The 22,441-nt window shown below is 32.5% G+C and carries 14 protein-coding genes, 1 tRNA gene and 1 pseudogene; 11 read left to right on the forward strand and 5 right to left on the reverse strand.

All coding sequences use genetic code 11. The features are described from left to right. Positions 1 to 240: 240 nt before the first annotated feature. From GIY83_RS08630 to GIY83_RS08650, 5 genes are all read left to right on the forward strand, one after another. The gene (locus GIY83_RS08630) at positions 241 to 1,302 is read left to right on the forward strand and encodes an efflux RND transporter periplasmic adaptor subunit (RefSeq protein ID WP_208686297.1); all 1,062 of its coding nucleotides are present in this window, start codon (positions 241 to 243) and stop codon (positions 1,300 to 1,302) included. 129 nt (positions 1,303 to 1,431) lie between these two features. Next, positions 1,432 to 4,530, forward strand: a complete 3,099-nt coding sequence (locus GIY83_RS08635; protein ID WP_208686299.1) for an efflux RND transporter permease subunit — start codon at positions 1,432 to 1,434, stop codon at positions 4,528 to 4,530. Positions 4,531 to 4,604: 74 nt separating this feature from the next. Next, the gene (locus GIY83_RS08640; protein ID WP_194614696.1) at positions 4,605 to 5,915 is read left to right on the forward strand and encodes a TolC family protein; all 1,311 of its coding nucleotides are present in this window, start codon (positions 4,605 to 4,607) and stop codon (positions 5,913 to 5,915) included. A gap of 27 nt (positions 5,916 to 5,942) precedes the next feature. Continuing rightward, on the forward strand, positions 5,943 to 6,806 hold the full coding sequence (locus GIY83_RS08645) for a bestrophin family protein (protein WP_194614697.1): 864 nt from the start codon (positions 5,943 to 5,945) through the stop codon (positions 6,804 to 6,806). Between the two features lie 73 nt (positions 6,807 to 6,879). Beyond that, entirely contained in the window at positions 6,880 to 7,803 is a 924-nt protein-coding gene (locus GIY83_RS08650; protein ID WP_208686301.1) for a helix-turn-helix domain-containing protein, read from the forward strand. Positions 7,804 to 7,954: 151 nt separating this feature from the next. Here GIY83_RS08650 and GIY83_RS08655 read toward each other — a convergent pair whose 3' ends face one another. Then, entirely contained in the window at positions 7,955 to 8,329 is a 375-nt protein-coding gene (locus GIY83_RS08655; RefSeq protein ID WP_208686303.1) for a DUF779 domain-containing protein, read from the reverse strand. Between the two features lie 77 nt (positions 8,330 to 8,406). Continuing rightward, complete coding sequence (locus GIY83_RS08660; protein ID WP_208686305.1) at positions 8,407 to 9,912, reverse strand: aldehyde dehydrogenase family protein; 1,506 nt, start codon at positions 9,910 to 9,912, stop codon at positions 8,407 to 8,409. A gap of 274 nt (positions 9,913 to 10,186) precedes the next feature. Between GIY83_RS08660 and pheT the strand changes: the two genes are divergently transcribed. Then, on the forward strand, positions 10,187 to 12,607 hold the full coding sequence (gene pheT, locus GIY83_RS08665) for a phenylalanine--tRNA ligase subunit beta (RefSeq protein ID WP_208686307.1): 2,421 nt from the start codon (positions 10,187 to 10,189) through the stop codon (positions 12,605 to 12,607). 75 nt (positions 12,608 to 12,682) lie between these two features. On the opposite strand, the gene GIY83_RS08670 is transcribed toward pheT, so the two are convergent. Next, complete coding sequence (locus GIY83_RS08670) at positions 12,683 to 13,195, reverse strand: adenine phosphoribosyltransferase (RefSeq protein ID WP_208686309.1); 513 nt, start codon at positions 13,193 to 13,195, stop codon at positions 12,683 to 12,685. 114 nt (positions 13,196 to 13,309) lie between these two features. Here GIY83_RS08670 and GIY83_RS08675 point away from each other — a divergent pair. After that, positions 13,310 to 13,383: transfer RNA gene (locus tag GIY83_RS08675), tRNA-Arg, on the forward strand. 120 nt (positions 13,384 to 13,503) lie between these two features. Here GIY83_RS08675 and GIY83_RS08680 read toward each other — a convergent pair. Beyond that, positions 13,504 to 13,689 carry a transposase gene (locus tag GIY83_RS08680; RefSeq protein ID WP_208686312.1) on the reverse strand — a complete coding sequence of 62 codons (186 nt, stop codon included), beginning with the start codon at positions 13,687 to 13,689 and terminating at the stop codon, positions 13,504 to 13,506. Positions 13,690 to 13,728: 39 nt separating this feature from the next. Then, a pseudogene (locus tag GIY83_RS08685) lies at positions 13,729 to 14,393 on the reverse strand (IS6 family transposase). A 581-nt stretch (positions 14,394 to 14,974) separates the two neighbouring features. Here GIY83_RS08685 and GIY83_RS08690 point away from each other — a divergent pair. From GIY83_RS08690 to GIY83_RS08705, 4 genes are all read left to right on the forward strand, one after another. Beyond that, positions 14,975 to 15,577, forward strand: a complete 603-nt coding sequence (locus tag GIY83_RS08690; protein WP_229029318.1) for a transposase — start codon at positions 14,975 to 14,977, stop codon at positions 15,575 to 15,577. A 278-nt stretch (positions 15,578 to 15,855) separates the two neighbouring features. Then, positions 15,856 to 16,986, forward strand: coding sequence for a lanthionine synthetase LanC family protein (locus tag GIY83_RS08695; protein ID WP_208686314.1), 1,131 nt, complete (start codon positions 15,856 to 15,858; stop codon positions 16,984 to 16,986). Between the two features lie 292 nt (positions 16,987 to 17,278). Next, on the forward strand, positions 17,279 to 20,347 hold the full coding sequence (locus GIY83_RS08700) for a lantibiotic dehydratase (RefSeq protein WP_208686317.1): 3,069 nt from the start codon (positions 17,279 to 17,281) through the stop codon (positions 20,345 to 20,347). 562 nt (positions 20,348 to 20,909) lie between these two features. Next, positions 20,910 to 22,091, forward strand: coding sequence for a lanthionine synthetase LanC family protein (locus tag GIY83_RS08705; protein ID WP_208686319.1), 1,182 nt, complete (start codon positions 20,910 to 20,912; stop codon positions 22,089 to 22,091). The last annotated feature ends 350 nt before the right edge of the window (positions 22,092 to 22,441 follow it).

A 22,441-nucleotide genomic window follows, 5' to 3' on the forward strand; every position in this document is an offset into this window, starting at 1 on the left:
GAAAAGATGATTAATAAACTCTAAAAACAATTTAATTATAAATAAATTCAATCCCATTAAACCATTTGCGAAAAATCATATCTAATTACAAAAAAGCAGCGAACATAGCTGTTAAAAGACATTTAAAATTAATATTATACAAGTGTTAAATAAAACCCAACATCTTTCGTTTTCGTTTCAAAAAGTTAATTTTGTAGGCTTACTAAAAACACACACCCAAAAAACATTTACCTCAATTTTATGAAAGTAAAAAACCTTATTTACGCCTTGCTGATTATATGCATCGGAGGATTTATAACCTACAGAATAGTTTCAAACAAAAAGAAGAACGAAGAATCTAAAAATTTTGGCGACAAGGACAAGCCTACAACAGTAACAGGAATTGTGGTGCAAACTACTACTTTCGATAATAACCTATCACTTTCAGGGTCAATTGAGGCAAATGAACAAATAGAAATTCACAGTGAAGTATCGGGAATTGTTGAAGGAATTTATTTTAATGAAGGTAGTTTTGTAAATAAAGGTCAGGTTCTTTTTAAGGTAAATGATATCGAACTTAAAGCACAATTAAGACAGGCTGTAACCAAAGAAGGCTTGGCTGGTGAAAACGAAAGAAGAGCAAAATTACTGCTTCAGAAAGAGGCTATCAGTCAGGAAGAATTTGATGTTGCCAACGCTGATTATGCTTCGATGAAAGCGCAAACACAATTAATAAGAGCGCAAATAGCAAAAACAGCTGTAAAAGCGCCTTTTTCAGGTAAAATTGGTTTACGCTCTATATCACCGGGAACTTATATTACGCCAACGGTTTTGGTGGCCAAATTAGTGAATACAGGAAAATTAAAAATCACATTTTCTATTCCTGAAAAATACGCTTCGCAGGTAAAATCAGGGTCAACAATCGACTTTTCGGTTTCAGGATCAGATAAAGTATATAAGGCAAAGATTTACGCGATTGAGCCGGAAGTGGAAGTAGCAACACGTACCTTAAAAATTCGCGCCATTGCAGATAATATCGATGGAAAACTTTTTCCTGGAACTTTTGCTGATGTAAAACTACCTTTAAACATCATCAAAGATGCGATAGTGGTACCTTCAGAAGCGATTGTGCCTGTTCAGAGCGGTAAAAAAGTGTACGTGGCCAATATGGGAAAAGCCAAAGAAGTTATGGTTGATGCTACTACCAGAACCGATTCTTCAATTTTGATTTTATCAGGATTAAAAGCCGGAGATACCTTAATTACCAGTGGCGTAATGTCATTAAAGAATGAGGCACCTATAAAAGTTCAAGTAAAAAAATAATTTTAAGTTAAGAGTTATGGGTTATGAGTTAGATCTGAGTTATAGGTTTTAAGCTTCAAGTCTTATTGCTATTTTCTTTATTCTATTTTCTAAAATCTAAAATCTGAACTCTAAAATCCAAAATCTCAAATGAGTTTATCTACTATTAGTATAAAAAGACCTGTTTTAACCATTGTACTGAATCTTCTGATTATTCTATTCGGTTTTATTGGTTATACATTTTTGGGTGTTCGGGAATTTCCTTCGATCGACCCTGCACAGGTTTCCATTAGAACCAATTATACAGGAGCCAATTCTGATATCATAGAATCACAAATTACAGAACCTCTTGAAAAAGCAGTAAATGCAATTGATGGGATTCGAAACATCACATCATCCAGTAATCAGGGAAGCAGTAATATTACCATCGAATTTAATCTGGATAAAAATCTTGAAGAAGCCGCAAACGATGTTCGTGACAAAGTTTCGCAAGCTGTTCGAAGTTTACCTCAGGATATTGATGCACCGCCGGTAGTTTCTAAAGCCGATGCTGATAGCGAATCTATTATTTCGATGACCGTTCAAAGTGACAGCAGAAGCTCATTGGAATTAAGCGATTATGCCGAAAATGTTATTTCACAGCGTTTAGAAACAATTCCCGGAGTGAGTGGTGTTCAAATTTGGGGGCAAAAACGTTATGCCATGCGTTTGTGGATTGATCCGATAAAATTAAACGCTTATAATTGTACGGTTTCGGATGTTCGAAATGCCTTAAACGCACAAAATGTAGAATTGCCTTCTGGAAAATTAACCGGAAACAATACAGAACTGACTGTAAAGACCATTGGAAATCTTTCTAAACCAGAAGAATTTAACGATATTATTATTCGAACAGACGGAGATAAAATTGTTCGTTTGAGCGATGTTGGAGGTGCTGAATTAGGACCGGAAAATATCGAAACTTCTTTGACATCCTCCGGTCTTCCAATGATTGGTATGGCCATTGTACCAATGCCGGGAGCCAATTACCTGGATATTTCGAAAGAATTTTATAAAAAATATAACGCTTTAAAAAAGGATCTTCCAAAGGATATCAAACTAAATATAGCGCTTGACAACACACTTTTCGTAAAAAAATCGGTACTTGAAGTGGCTGAAACTTTAGGGATTTCGATTATTCTGGTAATCATCATTATCTACTTGTTTTTTAGAGATTGGGCCATTGCATTCAGGCCTTTAATTGATATTCCGGTATCTTTAATTGCTACGTTTTTTATCATGTGGTTGTTCGGGTTTTCTATCAACGTATTAACCTTATTGGCAATTGTATTAGCAACTGGTCTGGTGGTTGATGACGGAATTGTAGTAACCGAAAATATCTTCAAAAAAGTCGAAGAAGGAATGTCGCCAATCGAAGCGGCTATCAAAGGTTCTAATGAAATTTTCTATGCCGTAATCTCGATTTCCGTTACACTTGCTGCAGTATTTTTACCTGTAATTTTCTTAGAAGGTTTCGTAGGCCGACTCTTTCGGGAATTTGGGGTTGTTATTGGAGCCGCGGTTTTAATCTCAGCTTTTGTGTCCTTGACATTAACACCAATGCTGAATGCTTATTTGATGAAAGGCGGAGAACAGAAAAAATCAAAATTCTACATAAAAACCGAACCTTTTTTCGAAAAACTAAATAGCGGGTATGCAGCATCATTAGGCCGATTCATGGAAAAAAAATGGATCTCCTTCCCTATTCTTATTGCTTGTTTTGGATTGATTTATTTATTCTTTACCATACTTCCAAAAGAAACCGCTCCTTATGATGACCGTAGTTCTGTAACCATGCGTATGACTACTCCGGAAGGTTCATCTTATGACTACACCAACCGTTTTATGCAGGAAATGTCGAGATTGGTTGATGATTCTATATCGGAGAAAAAAGTAAGTTTAGTCATTACTGCAGGAGGTTCCGGAGGTTCTGCAACAAATTCAGGATTTATCAGGCTTTCGTTGAAAGAACCTGATGAAAGAACCAAGTCTCAAAAAGATATTGCAGATCAATTAACCAAATGGACTAAAAAATACCCGGATGCTAAAACATCTGTAATTCAGCAGCCTACAATTGCCGTAAACCGACGTGGAGGACTTCCGATTCAGTACATTATTCAGGCTCCAAATTTTGAAAAACTGAGAGAAAAAATTCCTGTTTTCATGAGTGAAGTAGGTAAAAGTGATGTTTTCTCGACTTCGGATGTGAATTTAAAATTCAACAAACCTGAAATCAACGTAAGTATCGATCGTGAAAAGGCCGAAAGTTTAGGTATATCAATTATGGATATCGCTCAGACTTTGCAGCTTTCTTTAAGCGGACAACGTTTTGGATATTTCATTAAAAACGGAAAACAATATCAGGTAATTGGCCAGTTTGATCAAAAAGACCGTTCGAAACCATTGGATTTAACTTCGATGTTTGTTCGAAACAAATCCGGTCAATTGATTCAGATGGATAATGTCGTAAAAGTCGAAGAGCAAAGTAACCCGCCACAATTGTATCATAATAACAGATACATGTCGGCAACAGTTTCTGCAGGTTTGGCGCCAGGCAAAAGTATCAGCGATGGTATCGAAGAAATGGATAGAATTAAAGCTAAAGTTCTAGACCAGAGTTTTACCACCGATTTAAGTGGAGAATCGCGAGATTTTGTCGAAAGCAGTTCGAATACTTCTTTTGCTTTTGGACTGGCTTTGTTATTAATCTTTTTGATTCTTGCCGCACAATTCGAGAGTTTTATCGATCCGTTGATTATTATTTTGACTGTGCCAATGGCCGTTGCAGGAGCTTTATTCTCCTTATGGTTATTCAATCAAACCTGGAATATATTCAGTCAGATTGGTACCGTAATGCTTATTGGTCTGGTAACTAAAAATGGTATTTTGATTGTAGAATTTGCCAATCAGCTGCGAGAACAGGGAAAACCAAAAATGGAAGCCATTCTTGAAGCATCAGAAGCACGTTTACGCCCAATTTTAATGACAAGTTTGGCCATTGCCTTAGGAGCATTACCAATTGCAATGTCCCTTGGAGCAGCTTCTACCAGTAGAATCGGGATGGGAGTTGTAATTGTGGGAGGAACTATTTTCTCATTAGCATTGACACTTTTTGTAATTCCGGCTATTTATTTGATGTGGTCTAAAGCCAGAAAACATTATCCGGAATTTGATCATATCGAAGAATACGAAAGAGAGAGCCATAAATAGATATTAAAATTTGAAATAATATAGAAGCTGTGAATTTCGTTTTAAAGTGTTATTCGCAGCTAACCATTCATCATATGAAAACTAAAATAACATTAATAAGTCTCGTTTTATTTTTGTTTTGTGCAGCAAAAAGCAGCGCACAGGAAATCCTGACTATCGAAGATGCTATGAAAATAGCTTTAGAAAATAACTTTGAAATTAAGATTGCTAAAAATAATTCAACCATAAGCGAAACAAACGTTACCGTTGGAAATGCAGGTATCCTGCCAACTGCAACAGCTAATATTGTAGACAATAACAGCGTTACAAACTCTACGCAGGTACGTCAGGACGGAACATCAACTACATTAAATAATGCAAAAAACAACAGTTTAACGTATGGGGTTAGTTTAGGCTGGACTGTTTTTGACGGAATGAGAATGTTTGCCAGATACGATCAGCTAAAAGAGCTTCAAAAATTAGGCGATGCCGAATTAAAAAGAACGGTTTTAATGAAAATTGGTCAGGTAAATTCAGCTTATTATGATTTAGTACAGCAACAGCATCAGTTATCGGCTTTAGATACTACAATTGTAATTTCTAAACAAAGAGTTCAATTGGCACAAAACCGTTTCACGATTGGTAAAGCTTCAAAATTAGAAGTTTTAAACGCGCAGGTTGATTTAAACACAGATCAGGTTGCTTTATTAAGGCAAAAAGAGTCGTATAAAAATGCCAAAATTTTACTGAATCAGTATTTAGCACGTGATCCCCAAATTGATTTTACAGTAACTGATTTGGTTACCGTAGATAACAAACTGGTATTGATAGATTTAATGGATCTTGCAAAAAAACAAAATCCGGCTTTAGAAGCGCAGGTTATCAATAAACGTATTGCAGAATTACAACTTAAACAAGTAAAAGCAAGCCGATACCCGACCGTAAATTTAACGTCAGGTTATAATTTTTCTGAAAGCCAGTCAAGTCTTGGATTTACAAGCGAAAACTCTTCAAAAGGTTTTACATACGGTTTTAATGCTTCACTGAATATTTTTGATGGATTGAATCAGCATAGAAATGAAAAAGTAGCCAAATTGCAAATCGAAAATTCTCAAATTGCCATAGAGCAGCAAAACATGATTTTGAATACGCAATTGAGTACGGCTTTTCAAACGTATCTAACCAACTTGGAATTAATTGATCTTGAAGAAGATAATCAGGCTATTGCAAAGCAAAACTTAGATATTACGCTTGATAAATTCAGAATCGGAACCATAACAACTCTTGATTTCAGAACAGCTCAGTTGAATTATGTGAATGCAAAAGTACGTTACAGCAACGCACAATATGAGGCTAAATTATCTGAAATTGCCCTGAAAGAATTAGCAGGAAATATTAATTTTTAGATTAAATTTGTTTCAAAACAAACTTAAATGATCTCATATAATACCAAGGACTGGTTTACTTTTATTTTCCATGTTCATAAATCAGATACAGCAAGAAAACTGTTTCCGATAATGATCGCTATCGGAATTTATTCTTCTGTAATTGCGTATCTTGAAATCGCCTATTTTAAAGTAGGTAAAAACGATTACATCCATAACATTCCCATCATGCACGGAATGTTAGGTTTTGTAATTTCGTTACTGCTTGTTTTTAGAACCAATACCGCTTACGACCGCTGGTGGGAAGGGCGAAAATTATGGGGAGGCCTGGTCAACAATAGCCGTAATCTTGCTATTAAACTATCGGCAATGCTGAAAGATGAAAGTGATCGAAAATTCTTCAGAAAATTCATTCCTACTTATGCTTCAATTTTGCACAGACATCTTCATGATACTGAAACTAGTAAGCAGCTTTTTGATGATGTAGATTTAGAAATTGACCATCATAAACACAAACCTAATCAGGTAAAAAGAATGATGTTTCATAAGATCAATGATTTGTATGATTCTAAAAAAATTACCGGAGAACAACTCATTATTTTAAACGAAGAATTACAATCTTTTACGGATATATGCGGTGCCTGCGAAAGAATAAAAAACACGCCTATTCCTTACTCTTACAGTGCTTTCATAAAGAAATTCATTTTCTTTTATACCATGACATTACCTTTTGGTTACTCGATTAGTCTGGGATATTTTGTTGCTCCGGTTGTTGTTTTTATTTTTTATGTACTGGCGAGTTTAGAGCTTATTGCAGAGGAAATTGAAGATCCGTTTGGTGACGACGAAAATGATCTGCCTACCAAAAAAATTGCAGAAAATATTAAAAAACATGTTGAAGAACTGATTTAATTAAACGTTAAATCTAAGGTTTCTATTCATTTTTTTTATTAAATTTAAAGTCTTGCTTCAAAATTTAATCACAATGAATAACCAACGTGCTTTAATAAATCCTCCGCATTTATCGAATGAAAAATCATTGAAAACACTTGTTGAAAACAGGACCGTTTACACATTAAATCATTGTGAGTTAAATATTTTTGAAACCTACGAATCTTCTCAATTAGTACCACTAAAATTTAACGATTTTGTGGTGACCAGTATGCTGAGAGGAAAAAAGATCATGCATCTTTTTGATGAGCCCGGATTTGATTATCTGCCGGGAGAAACAGTCGTTATTCCGTCGAATGTGGAAATGAAAATTGATTTTCCTGAAGCTTCGAGAGAAAATCCAACGCAATGTCTGGCACTCGCAATCGACAAGGCTAAAATAAATCATACCTTAAATTTTCTAAACGAACATTATCCTAAAGAAGGCAGCGATAGTTATTGGCAATTAAATTATCAAAACTATTTCTTTTATAACAATATAGATCTTGCCCTTACAATCAACAAATTGATTAAAGAGTGCATGGGTACCTCAATGACAAAAGATGCTCTGGCCGACTTGACTTTACAGGAATTATTAATTAGAATTATACAAACGCAAACAGCAAAATCAATTGATCAGGGAATTTCGGTTTCTTCAAACAATCCAATTTTTGAAGTTACCGAGTTTATCAGGCTTAATTTAAAAGAAAATATAAATTTGAAAAGCCTGAGCGAAAAAGCCTGTATGAGTACAGCTTCTTTTTATCGCTTTTTCAAACGGGAATTAGGCATGAGCCCGATTGAATATGTTTTGAATGAAAAAATAAAACACGCCAAAAAACTACTAAGAAATCCCGGCATTCAAATTAACGAAGTTTGCTATTTATCCGGTTTTGAAGATGCTAATTACTTTATCCGATTGTTTAAAAAACACGAGGGAATTACGCCTAAGCAATATCAGTTGTTGTATGTTAATTAAAGATGCTGAGACTCTAAGTCGCTAAGGTTCTAAGTTTTTTTTTTGCCTTACTCTCTCATTTTATGTTACTCTGAAAAATAAAAAATCTCCAAAGCATTCTTACCGTAGAGACGGAAAAACTCAGAACCTTAGAATCTTAGCAACTTAGAACTTATTCTATAAAACTAACCGGTTCCAAATCTTTCTCTTCTTCTTCTGTAAAAATTCTATATTCGATTTGAAATGTTTTTTTCAAAGGAGTTTCTAGCGAAAAACCCCCTACACCAAAAGCGTCGATTACTTTTAGGGTAAAATGGGCATGTTTCCAATATTCGAATAAATCTTTATCTACCCAAAATTCTGTGTCTTCTATAGTTCCTATACAAACATCCCCCATTCGCTGATAATATCCGCCTTTTTCAAAACATTGTGGCTGCGTTCCTTCGCAACAGCCTCCGGCCTGATAAAACATCAAATCGCCGTGTTTTTCTTTTAGAATATTAATCAGTTCAATGGCTTGATCTGTGGCGTCGAGTCTCTTTATCATAATCTTTTTCTTTTAAATTAAATTTACAAAAAAAGGTAAGCCAGAAACTTACCTTTTTAAACCAACATAATAACAAATTAAAAAAAGCCTAATTTCTTTTTATCATAAGAAATCAGCATATTTTTGGTTTGACGATATTGTCCTAACATCATTTTATGATTTTCACGGCCAATTCCGGATTGTTTATAGCCTCCAAAAGGCGCTCCGGCAGGATATGAATGATATTGATTGATCCAGACACGACCTGACTGAATTGCTCTTGGCACCTGATAAATTTCATGTGCATCACGTGTCCATACTCCGGCCCCCAAACCGTACATGGTGTCATTCGCAATTTCAATAGCTTCTTCAGTCGTTTTAAAAGTCGTAACTGCCAGAACTGGTCCAAAAATTTCTTCCTGGAAAATTCTCATTTTATTGTTTCCTTTAAATAAAGTTGGCTTGATATAATAACCGCCTTCAAGATCTCCCCCTAAATGATTTTCGTCTCCTCCTGTCAAAAGCTCGGCTCCTTCTTCTTTACCTAATTTTATATAAGACATGATTTTTTCTTTCTGTACCAATGAGGTCTGAGCGCCAATCATAGTTGACTTATCCAGCGGATTTCCGGCAATAATAGCCTCAGTTCTTTCAATTACTTTAGCAATAAACTTGTCATAAATATCTTCATGAATCAGTAATCTTGAAGGACAAGTACAGATTTCGCCTTGATTTAAAGCAAATAATACAGCACCTTCGATCGCTTTGTCGAAGAAATCATCATCGTGATCTGCTACTGATGGAAAGAAGATATTTGGAGATTTACCTCCTAATTCTAAGGTTACCGGAATAATATTTTCGGTAGCATATTGCATTACCAAACGTCCTGTAGTAGTTGATCCTGTAAATGCTGCTTTAGCCACTTTTTTATTTGTAACCAAAGGACGACCAAGCTCAGCTCCAAAACCGTTTACGATATTTAAAACTCCCGGAGGAAGAATATCACCTATTAATTCCATAAGAACTAAAATAGAAATCGGCGTACTTTCTGCAGGTTTCAAAACAATAGTATTTCCTGCTGCGAGTGCCGGAGCGATTTTCCAAACCGCCATTAAAATAGGGAAATTCCACGGAATAATCTGAGCAACAACTCCTAATGGTTCACTTAAAGCAATCGAAACCGTTTGAGAATCCAGTTCTGCGATAGAGCTTTCTTCGGCACGAATTACGCCTGCAAAATATCGAAAGTGATCTATTGCCAACGGAATATCTGCTGCCAGTGTTTCACGAATTGGTTTCCCGTTATCAATGGTTTCAACAGTCGCGATATACTCCAGATTGTCTTCTATCTTTTGTGCTATTTTATTTAGCAGAATACTTCTTTCGGTAACCGAGGTTTTTCCCCATGTTTTAAACGCTTCGTAGGCTGCATCAACGGCCAATTCTAAATCTTCTTTACCTGAATGTGCGGCTTTGGTAAATACTTTTCCATCAATAGGAGAAAGAACATCAAAATACTCTCCTTTTACCGGAGCAGTAAATTTTCCGTTGATATAATTATCATATTTTGCCTTAAATTCAGGTCTTTGTGCTATATTACTCATAATAAAAAGTTTTTGATTCATTTCAAATTTACTTTCATAAATTGAAACAGAATAGCACTTTTCATTCATCTAGTAGCACAAAAATTACACATTCGTTTTTATAACTAACTTTTAATATTTAATTATCAAAATATTAGCATTAAAAATACAAACTCCTCAATAACAATAAGTTTTGTATAAAATAAAAACAGCTCGAAAAAACCAAATAAATTGTTTCTTACTACCACGCGCAATCCTTATATTTGTATCCTTATACAAGAATAAAAAAGTTAACATGAAAATATCTTACAACTGGTTAAAACAATTTATTAAAACAGACTGGACATCTGAACAAACTTCAGAATTACTTACAGATTTAGGTCTTGAAGTAGAAGTTGTCGAAAAATACCAATCAGTTAAAGGCGGTTTAGAAGGAGTGGTTGTAGGACACGTACTTACTTGCGAAAAGCACCCTGATGCGGATAGATTAAACATTACAACTGTAAATATTGGTTTAGAAGCTCCTATACAAATTGTTTGTGGTGCAGCGAATGTTGCGGCAGGACAAAAAGTTCCTGTAGCTACTATAGGAACAGTTTTATATGATAAAGATGGTGCTGAATTCACTATTAAAAAAGGAAAAATTCGCGGACAGGAAAGCCACGGAATGATTTGTGCCGAAGATGAACTTGGTTTAGGTACAAGCCATGACGGAATTATGATTCTGGATGAAAAATTAGTACCGGGAACACCGGCTGCAGACGTTTTTCAGGTTGCAAATGACGAAGTATTCGAAATTGGTTTAACTCCAAATCGTGCCGATGCCATGAGTCATCTTGGAACTGCACGTGATTTAAGAGCAGGAATGCTGCAACGTGGTGTAAACGTAGAATTGATCACGCCATCTGTGAGTAATTTTAGAGTAGACATGCGTACCTTAAAAATTGACGTGAATGTCGAAGAACCTCTTTTGGCTCCAAGATACTGCGGTGTAACTATTTCAGGAATTTCCGTTCAGGAATCTCCGGCCTGGTTACAAGATCGTTTAAAAGCAATTGGATTAACTCCAAAAAATAATATTGTCGATGTTACTAATTATGTTTTACATGAATTAGGACAGCCTTTGCATGCTTTTGATGCGGCAAAAATTAACGGAAAAATCATTGTAAAAACACTTCCTGAAGGTACTAAATTTGTTACTTTGGACGATGTTGAAAGAACATTGCATAAAGAAGATTTAATGATTTGCGATGAAAAAGGTCCGCTTTGTATTGCGGGAGTTTTTGGAGGAAAAAAATCAGGAGTATCAGATGGAACCACTACTATATTCTTAGAAAGTGCTTATTTTGATGCTGTAAGTGTTCGTAAAACAGCGAAAAGACATCAATTGAATACGGATGCTTCTTTTAGATTTGAAAGAGGAATTGACCCAACGATTACAGAATATGCTTTGAAACGTGCAGCCCTTTTAATATTGGAAGTTGCAGGCGGAAAAATCACTTCTGATGTTGTAGAGGTTTATCCTAAAAAAATAGAAGATTTCTCTGTTTTATTGAATTTTAGCCATGTTTCTAAAATTATCGGACAGGAAATTCCAAAAGATACAATCAAAAAAATTCTGGTTTCTTTAGATATAAAAGTAAACAGCGTTTCTGATTCCGGTTTAGGATTGACAATTCCTGCATACCGTGTAGACGTGCAACGTGAAATAGATGTAATCGAAGAAATTTTAAGAGTGTACGGATATAACAATATCAATTTCTCTAAAAAATTCAATGCAACGGTTTCTAATTCGCCAAGAACAGAAGATTATAAAGTACAAAATGTAATAGCATCACAATTGAATTCTCAGGGATTTCATGAAATGATGGCCAATTCTTTGACAACAGCTGCTTATGCTAAATTATCAACTGCTTTAAAAGAAGAGCATAATGTTACGATGCTGAATCCGTTAAGTAGTGATTTATCTACTATGCGTCAATCTTTATTGTTCTCTGGTTTAGAAGCGATCTCGTATAACATTAACAGAAAAAATTCTGATTTAAAATTATTCGAATTCGGAAAATCATACCATAAATATCTAAACGGATACGAAGAGCACAAACATTTGACTTTATTGATCTCCGGAAACAGAAACAAAGAAAGCTGGACCAATCCGCAAAAAACTACTGATTTCTTTTTATTAAAAGGATATGTAAAAGGAATTCTGGCTCGTTTGGGAATTGATAAAATTTCGAATGCTCCTGTACAATCTGATATTTTCTCAGAAGGAACTGCTATTTGCTACAACAATGACACATTGGTAGAAATGGGTGTGGTTAAGAAATCGATTTTAAAACATTTCGGAATCAAACAAGATGTTTATTTTGCTGATTTCAACTGGGATTTAGTACTAAAAATCATTACAGGAAAAATCAAATATTCTGAAATTCCTAAATATCCTGAAGTTCGTAGAGATTTAGCTTTATTGATTGATAAGAGTACTACTTACGAAAGCATTTTCAACCTTGCTAAGCAAACTGAGAAATCACTTTTGAAAGATGTTAACCTATTTGACGTTTACGAAGGTAGCAAGCTTCCTGAGGGCAAAAAATCGTATGCTTTGAGTTTCACCATTCAGGACAATACAAAAACGCTTACAGACGCTCAAATTGATAAAATCATGTCGAAACTACAAAATACTTTTGAGACAGAGCTTGGAGCCAGTTTGAGATAAAACTAGTTGGAGTAAAATATAAAATCCCAATGCTGAAATATTTCGGCATTGGGATTTTTTTATTGTTGTTTTATCCTAATAAGTGATTGCTGCAAAAATAGGATGCTCTTTAATTTTTTCTCTTCCGTTTAAAAAACCGAGCTCCATTAAAAAATTACATTGAACAATTACACCGCCTAATTTTTCGACCAACTCACAAACTGCTTTAGCGGTCCCTCCTGTTGCCAAAACATCATCATGGATCAAAACCCTGTCTCCTTTTTTTATTGCATCTGTGTGGATTTCTAAGCTATCTGTACCGTATTCTAGTTCGTAAGTAGCGGAAATGGTTTCATACGGTAACTTTTTAGGTTTTCGAACCGGGACAAAACCTACATTTAATTCCTGCGCCAATAATATCCCAAAGAAAAAGCCACGACTCTCTGCTCCTACTACTTTATCTATTTTTTGCCCTTTTAAAGATTCTATTAAGATCTTAACGCATTCTTTTGTTGCAATTGGATCATTTAGCAACGGAGTGATGTCTTTAAACAAAATTTCTTTTTTTGGAAAACCTTGAATATCACGTATATAATTTTCAATCTTCATTTTTTTTTATTTTTATGTTATTTTATGCTTGTTTATGTCACATTTATGTCTATCTTTGCACCCGCAATAAGCAATCAACAAAGCTACGAAAAATTAGCTAATTGATGACAAAAAGGCCTCGTGGCGCAACTGAATAGCGCACTTGATTACGGCTCAAGAGGTTACTGGTTTGAATCCAGTCGAGGTCACTCTACGGGACAAAAGATGAAAATCATCTTTTGTCCCGTTTTTTTTACGTTCTAATTCGCTGTTTATCAAATAAATAGAGGATCAAACGCAAATCTTGGATCAAACGCAAAGTTTGGGGATTAGGCAAAAAGATTAGATAATCTGAATAAGAAGAAATCTACTTTACGCACACCTCTAAATTGACTTCTGAACGCTTTTACTTTAGCATTGAATGAATCTGCAGAAGCATTAGTACTTCTATTATCAAAATAGTTTAAGATTGATTGGTAATTAACCGTTATAGTATTTAAAAGGTTCTGTCGCATCTGCGAGAATCAAATATAAGAATTTAAGTAATTTAAAAATTAGCTCACCAGTTTACAGAATGATTTAAACATAGATAATCCTGGCCTAACCATCTGATTCTTTCTTAGCATATGTACAATTTCAATTCCGCTCAATGTTCGTTTGGCCGATTCAAAACTTTTAAAACCTAGTCCATTTTGGATACGCCATTTTATAAAACGATGGTCCTGCTCTACAATATTGTTGAGATATTTACACTGCCGGATTTTAATCTTTGAGAACGAACGTTTGTTATAGACTTTGATCGCGGCAGTATTAGAACCGCTTTTATCGATGTTTATTACTCCTGGACTACAGTTATTACTAATTGCTTTAATTAGAAATGACTAGGCACTCATCCTCTGCCTTCTCTTAGTTAATAAGAAATCAACTGTATTACCAGACCTATCTACTGCTCTATATAAATAACACCAAATACCTTTTACTTTGATATAAGTCTCATCTAATCTCTAACTCGTCCCCACTCTGCCTTTTCTCTTCTTCATCTCTGCCTCAAGTAAAGGTGCAAACTTATATACCCAACGCTGAATGGTTGCATGATCCACAATCCCCCCCTAATCTTCATTATTTCCTCAACGTCACGATAGCTAAGTGTAAATCTTAATTTAAAATACACTGCCTGAAGGATTACATATTTTGGATAACAATGACCTTTAGTATTCATTTTTTATTAGTTTTGAAAAACCAAAGATAAAACTTAGTCATAGATGCGACAGAACAGTAAAAATTAAGCATAAATATTAGTTAGTCTATCGAATATATTTTTTTTTGAAAAATAGAAATTAAGCAAAATAAACTTCTAAGAAGCTTAATTTCGACACTTTATATATTCATCATCTCACTCTTTTCGCAACAAAAATATCTATGCACGATCACGAAAATCAGGAAATCAAGAAATACAAAATAAGTTTTTTTTAGTCAACTTAAAAAAAAAGCTATATTTACTTACAAATCCTAAAAGATTTTTAAATTATATCCTAGGCGTGGGGTTCGTGACCAAATAAAAGTTAAAGCCTAAAAACTATGCTTCATTTAATAATTAATTCAAGTTGCTAGTTCATAATGATATAAAAAAACAAAGCAGAGGTTTAGTAAATTTGTTTTGCGAACCAATAAACTGCACCTCTGCTTTGTAAAGACAAAATTATATGATTTTTTTGTTTAATAGATCATATTTTACAAGGAATTAATCACCCAGAAGATGTTCGAACACAAGTTAGTGATAGCGAAATTATTATAACAGCGATTGTTTCATCTACAAGTTTTTATGGTAATCAGACGTCGGCATTACAATTTATCAAGCCGTATGGATTTATTGCCAATATGCTAGATAAAAGTAGATTCAACAGGCGATTACATAAAATAAGAGAACTTTTATATGAGCTATTTGAGATTGTAAGTTCTTATTTTAAAGATTTCTGTTGTGAAATGCACTATATCATAGATTCATTTCCAGTTGCTGTATGTAAGAATATGCGCATTGCAAATTGCAAGATTCTTAAGTACAAAAAATGGAGAGGTTATACCGCTAGCATGCGAAATTATTTCTATGGTGTTAAAGTGCAATTACTCACCGCAAAAGATGGAACTCCGATAGCTTTTCATTTTACTCCAGGAAGAACAGCCGATGCGAAAGCTCTTGGAAAAATGATCAATAAATTACCTGCTGAAGCCTCCATTTACGGCGACAGTGCCTATTTAGATTATGTTTTAGAAGATACAGCATTTGAGAAATATTGCCTTTTTTTAAAAATTCAACGAAAATCAAATTCCAAAAGAATTGATACTTTAGAACAAAAAAAAAGAGAAATTAAAAATGAGAAAAAGAGTAGAAACTACAATAAGTGACATTAAAAAAATGTTCCCGAGAACCATACATGCTATAACCTTAGAAGGATTTCTAATAAAACTGACTTTGTTTGTCTTTGGACTCCAATTAAATAAAGCAATTAACTAGCAACTTGAATTAATTAATAAAATGAAATTTACTAAAATGATTATATTGACAAATAGATGGATTTATTTAAATCATAAATTCATCTGTTTTTTTAATAGAGTTTTGACAATGAAGTTTTATCTTAATTTTATTTGTGAATAGGCATACTTATAAGATGAAATTAAACAATATGGAAGGAGCAAAAAAAATAGTAAAAGAGATTGACTTACAAAGTAGTGAGTTTTTTGAATCAGATGGGCTTTTGAATGGAAAGGCGGGATTAATTTATTATTACTATTGTCTGTATAAACACTTTGGAAAAGAAGATATTCTGGATAAAATCTCAATTAATTTAGAATTAATATTAAAAAATATAGAAACTCAAGATTCTAGCCTGCTGTTTGATTCTTCATTACAGAATGGACTAAGTGGTTTAGGCTATATTTTATATTTATTGACAGAGGGTAATATTATAGATGCAGATTTTGAAGATCAAATTAAAGTGATTAATGAGATTGTTTTCGCAGATGCATTAAAATTGATTGAAAATAGAAACTATGATTTTATGGGAGGACCCTTTGGCATTTTATTCTATCTCAATTTTGCTAAAGACAAACAGCATGTTAATGATCTGGTTGGAATACTATATAACGAATTTGAAAAAAATAATGAATTTACGTTTTACAATGAAACAAATTATCTGGAAGGAGTTCATATTGGTTATGCTCACGGTATATGTGCAATAGTTAAGGTTCTTGATGAAATAGAAGATACCAGATGTGATATAATGATCGCAAAATTATTACAAAAACTTATAACAATTATTAATAGTAATAAGGTAGAAATTAATAAAAAAAAATACTTTCTCCCTAGAAGTATTCATAAAAATGAAATTTATGATGGAGAATTGAATTTTAGGGCTGTACTAGCATGGTCAAATTGTGATGTAAATTTTTCGACACTTATATATTCAATTAAAGAAAAACATGTAACTCAGGAAGCACTCAAATTAGCCGACATGATTGCACTGGAAAGTTTGGGTAAAAGGCACAAAGATGATACGATGGTTTGGGATCACAGATTTTTTTTTGGTAGTTCAGGAGTACTTCAGATGTACAATTATTTGTACCAAAAGACAAATGATGACAGATATTACCATGCTAGTAAATTTTGGTATGATGAAACATTATTTTTTTTAAGTAAAAACACAGTTGAAGAGAATCCCTTAGACTTTATCAATAATCTGCCGGCGACAGCATTAGCATTATTAGAGTTTGAAGAATCACAATCTTTAGGGTGGTCAAAAATACTATTATTATGAAAAGTATAAAATTAGGGGTTCTTAATTTGGGAAGAGACAAGCCAAATTCTATGAATGCTATAGGAGGCATTTTAGCATATGCATCAAAAGCCGATTAGCTCAATTTCTCTGGATTTTGGTTAACCGAGCATCATATTCCTTATGCGTATCACTCTACGGAATCGGGAATTGTAATTCATGATACAGAAAAAAAATAGGTAAAAAGAATAGAAAATCCTGCTTTGACAAATGATGTAATGAAATTATCTAACGAGAATACAATAAAAAACAATTATAATTTAAGTAAATAATTATGAAAAATACGACTTTATTATCTGACAAAATTCTTAGAGTTCCCATTTTTCCTCTCTCAGATTTTAAGAAAATTCCCTATGAGTCTTTAGCTTTAAGCGAATTCATTGATAATTTATACCGTCATAAAATTTTTTCAGAAGCAGTCTATCTCTCTTCACCTTCACTTCATGCTGAATGGGGAAAAATAGTTAATGGAGAAAAAGAGAGAGGAAAGATGAACGAATCGATCTTAAAATATTATTTAAGATCATTCTCAAATACAGTTCCTTTCGGTTTATTTTCTACATATTCAATTAGTACTAATGAGAATTGTAAAAATGAGTTTACTAGATTTACAAATATAGACATGGATTATCTGTCTAAATTGATAGAATATCTAAATAAAAATGAGACAATAAGAAAAATAACAACATATAGAAAAAATAATACGATTTACAGAATTGGAAATCACTACCGATATATTGAACCAAAATTTGATTCTAATGAGCTTTCTTATACACTTTCTTCTATTGAATGGGATGAATTAATAGAATTACTACTCGCTGCGGATAAAAGTGAACTCTACTATGATGATATAAAAAAGATTATTTTAAATTCAGTTCAAGAAGTTACAGAAGAAGAAGTAGAATTATATATAAATCAACTATTGGATTCAAAAATTTATTTAAGTTGTTTTGAAGTTGTTTTAAATACAGAAAATTCATTAGAACAGATTATTTCTTTTTATGAAAATCATAAAACTAAAATCAATAGCAATGAACATTTAAGTGGTATTTTTTATAGCCTTAATGAAGTTAATAAAAAAATAAAAGAACTTGATCTTGACCTATATAATTCTGTAGCAAAATACAAAAACATTTATGCTGAACTAAATAAGATTGGGGTGCAATTTGAAGAAAAATATGTTATTAATTCTAATTTAAGAAGAAACGTAAGCAGCCTTTACGATGAGAAAAAAATGGATAAAAGATTATATAAGCTATTAACTATTTTAACCAAATTATCTCATACCACTATCAAATTACCTTCCCATTTCGAAGATTTTAAAAAGAACTTTTATAATAGATACGAAAATCAGGAAGTTCCATTGTTAGAGCTTTTAGATAATGAATTAGGGATTGGGTATAACACTAATCGCAAAGAAGATGCTATTTTCTCTGATTTAATTGACGATATGTTCATTCCAGGTCAGCCAATAAAGGTTAAAGATATTAAAATAGAACCCGCTATTTACAATTTTTGGTTAAATGTATTAATGAAAAATGAGAAGGTTGTTGATCTAGAAAAAGAAAATCTCGATATGTTTGCAAGCAGTGAAAAAATGCCAGACGGTACCTTTTCGGTAACCTATTCTTATGTAAATGATCAAATATTTTTAAAACATTCCGGTGGTGTAAGCGCTTCTCAGCTAATAGGAAGATTTAGTAATAATGATCCTGAAATTATGACGCTAATGAATAAAATAACAGATTTTGAAAAATCTGTATTTGAAGATAAAATCACTGCTGAAATTATGCACCTTCCAGCCAATAGGGCTGGGAATATTTTGATTCGTAAAGTAAACAGAGATGCAGAGCTCAGTATAATTTCCAAGACATCTAATAATTCATATACCATTGATGCAAATGACCTTGTGGTAAGTCTTCGTCAAAATAAGATCTTTTTAAGATCCAAAAAACAGAATAAAGAGATTCTACCGTTCCTAACATCAGCGCAAAATTATCATTATAATTCATTACCAATTTATCAATTTCTTTGTGATCTTCAAACTCAGGAAAGAGTAACAAATTTGTCAATTAATTATGGCGGATTTTCTACTGCAGGATTAAATTATATGCCGCGTTTAATTTTTGGCGAGCATTTAATATTACAGAAAGCAACCTGGCTTATAAAAATCCATAACTTCAAGAAACTTGAAAATCTAAAACATCACTTAGATTTTCTAAACGTACCCCAGTTCTTTTACATTACAAATAATAAGGAGGATAAAATGATTATCGATAAGGAAAATGTAAATCTTCTCAAAATATTTTTCAATGAAATTGAGAAATCTAAAATTATTCGAATAACAGAGTGTATCTATGATATGGATCATGAAAATGAGTTTGCTAATGAGTTTATTAGTGTTTTTAAAACAAAATCTAATGAAAATAAAATTACCAGATCTGAATTTGAATCATTTAAAGACGATGAGATTAAAAGAAATTTTATTTATGGAAGCGAATGGATATATTTTAAAATATATACAGGCAGAGTTACGGCAGATCAAATACTTTTAGATACAATTTCTAAAATAACTACTAATCTATTGGCAGATAATGTAATTGATAAATGGTTTTTCCTGCGATATACCGATCCTGATTTCCATTTAAGAGTAAGGTTTCATCTAACTGATATGTCTAAATATAATGATGTTTCCAAAGAAATTTATTCAAAAATTAGTGAGTTAGAGCAAGGTAATAAAATTTGGAAATTAGATTTATCTACTTACAAAAGAGAACTAGAAAGATATTATTGGAAAAATATTGAAAACTCCGAAACTATATTTTTTATTGATAGTAAATTTACGATTGATCTTTTAAGCAATTTGAAAGATGTGAAAAGTGTAAAAACTTGGTTTTTTATTTTAAAATCGATAGATGATTTCTTTACTGCTTTTGATATAAATCTTGAAGACAAATATAAGTTAATGCAAAAAATGTTTGATAGTTTCTGGATCGAACACGGCTCAGAAAAATCAATAAAAAAAGAAGTTGATTTAAAATTCAGAAAGCACGAAAAAGAGATTCAGCTATTATTTAATAATCCTCCATCAAATCTTAAAGTTATTTATTCAAAAAGAATAGAGGAACTAAAAACGATCAAGTTTGATAAAAAATTAAAAGAAAAACTTCCTGATTTAGTATGGAGCTATATCCACATGCATGTTAATAGATTTATACCATCAAATCCAAGACTTCATGAACTTATATTATATGGAATTTTAGAAAAAAAATATAAAAAGGAAATAGGAATTAGTAAGTACAATACAAATTTAGTTATCGATGCAACTTATCAGACAATATGATGCAATTGACTCCCAGCCTTCATTCTTAGTAATAATCTCTAATTACTACGGTATAGATATCACAATTAATTGTTTGAGAAAAGAATATCATATTAATAAAGAAGAAGTTATCAATACCAGATATTGAAGAGGCAGCTCAAAAAATCGGATCTCAAACATTTTCTGCCAGCTTAAGTTGAAGAATATACAGTAGTCTTCTCTCTAAGATATAAGAATAATATGGAAACATTAGGAAGCAGACTGTCTGGAGGATAAACAAAGCGAATATTAATTGCGCGCGCATTTTATAAAAGTCCTCATTATGTTTTCTTTGATGAAGCAACTTCAGCCTTTGATAAAGAGAATAAAAGAATTATACATTACATTTACTCGATTTCTTTAAAGGTAGAACAGTTGCGATAATTGCTCACAAATTGAGTAAAGAATTCTGATCAAATAATCGTTTTGAAAAATGGAGGCATTTCAGAGACAGGATCTAAAACAGAATTAATAGAAAATAAAAGCGATTACTACAATCTTATAAAAAATCAAATAGAATTAGGGAATTAAAATAAGCTTCGGTATGGAAAATAATATCATTGTTGAAATAGAAGATTCAATTAAAAAAAATATAGAAAATTTTACTTCTATGGGAGTAACAAATGGCTTGGCAGGAGTTTCACTATTTTATTACTATAAATATGAAAAAAAACAAAATCAACAATTTGAACTTGACAATTGTCTGCATTATCTGGAAAAATCAATTAATGGCCTAGATGAGAATTATTCAGGCCCAAATATTGTCAATGACATACTTGAAATCGGAAATTTATTAGACTTTTATATTGAAAAAGGTGTTTTGGATAATGAAGTTACTTTACCCTACTTTGATGCTTACGATTCTATCCTGGAAAGTTACCTGTTAGATAATCTAGAAAAAGACCAATTGAGTCCTGCCTTTGGAGCATTACAGTTTTCAAATTACTTTATTTTTAAGCAACAAACTCTCAATGATAAATACATTTATTTATTTTCAAAAGGCTTAGAAAAAATAGAAGAATTATCATTTGAACATCCTGATAGCAATGGCATCTATTGGAAATCAAATATTAAAAGGGATAATGAGTATTTAATTGAATTAGGTATTAAACATGGAGTTATGGGAATTGTAGATCATTTAGTTAAACTATTCCAATTAGGTTTTAAAACCCAGCGGGTTCTTGATTTAATACAAAAAGCAATGCGATATATTGTTTACTTTAAAGAAGAAAAAGGAAAAGCACTTTTTCCCTTTTCCACAGAAAAAAATACTGCTGATAGATCTTTTTCTTTTGGAACAGTTTATGGTGATTTAGGAGTTGCTTATGGATTTTACAAAGTCGGAAAAATATGTGATTTACCTGAATATGTAAATATAGGTGTCGATATTCTATTAAACTCTTGCATGTACAGGGATAACGAGAAAAAGATCACTGACGCAAGTTTATTATATGGCAACTTAGGAATTGCGTCTCTTTTAAGTTTATTTAAAAAAAATTGCAATAGTCATATTTTGGATATTTCAATAGATTATTGGTATAATCGAACAAAAGAATACAATGTAAATAACAACCAGTGGGCAGGATTTGATCCGACATTTAATAGATTTGATAGTAATGCACAGTTATCTTTTGGTCATGGTATTGTTGGAATTGGAATAGCGCTTTTAAATTTCGAGAACAATTTGAACTTTGATTTTTTAAGGTTTTTAAATTATAGTTTATAGTATCATTTTTGGTCCTATTGTATATAAGGATTAGGACTACCTATCTATCATAAAGAAGTTATGCGATTTTTAACGATATAACCTGTATCTGTTTTGTGGCAACATCGTGGCACATTCGAATTCAAAAAATTAATTCCTATTATTTCAACAACTTAAATAGTACAGTTCAGAGCTTAGCCGTCCTTAAACGCATATTACTATAGCTTTTTTCTTGCAAATTTTTGCAAATGAGCAAATAATAAAGCTGGTATAATTATGGCTGAATATAATAATTATTACGATTCCAGATCTTTTAGGGTTCCATCACCTTATTTTTTTGGTATTAAAAATATCTATGCACAATCAAAAAA

Source organism: Flavobacterium sp. SLB02, assembly GCF_009664855.1.
Lineage (GTDB): Bacteria > Bacteroidota > Bacteroidia > Flavobacteriales > Flavobacteriaceae > Flavobacterium.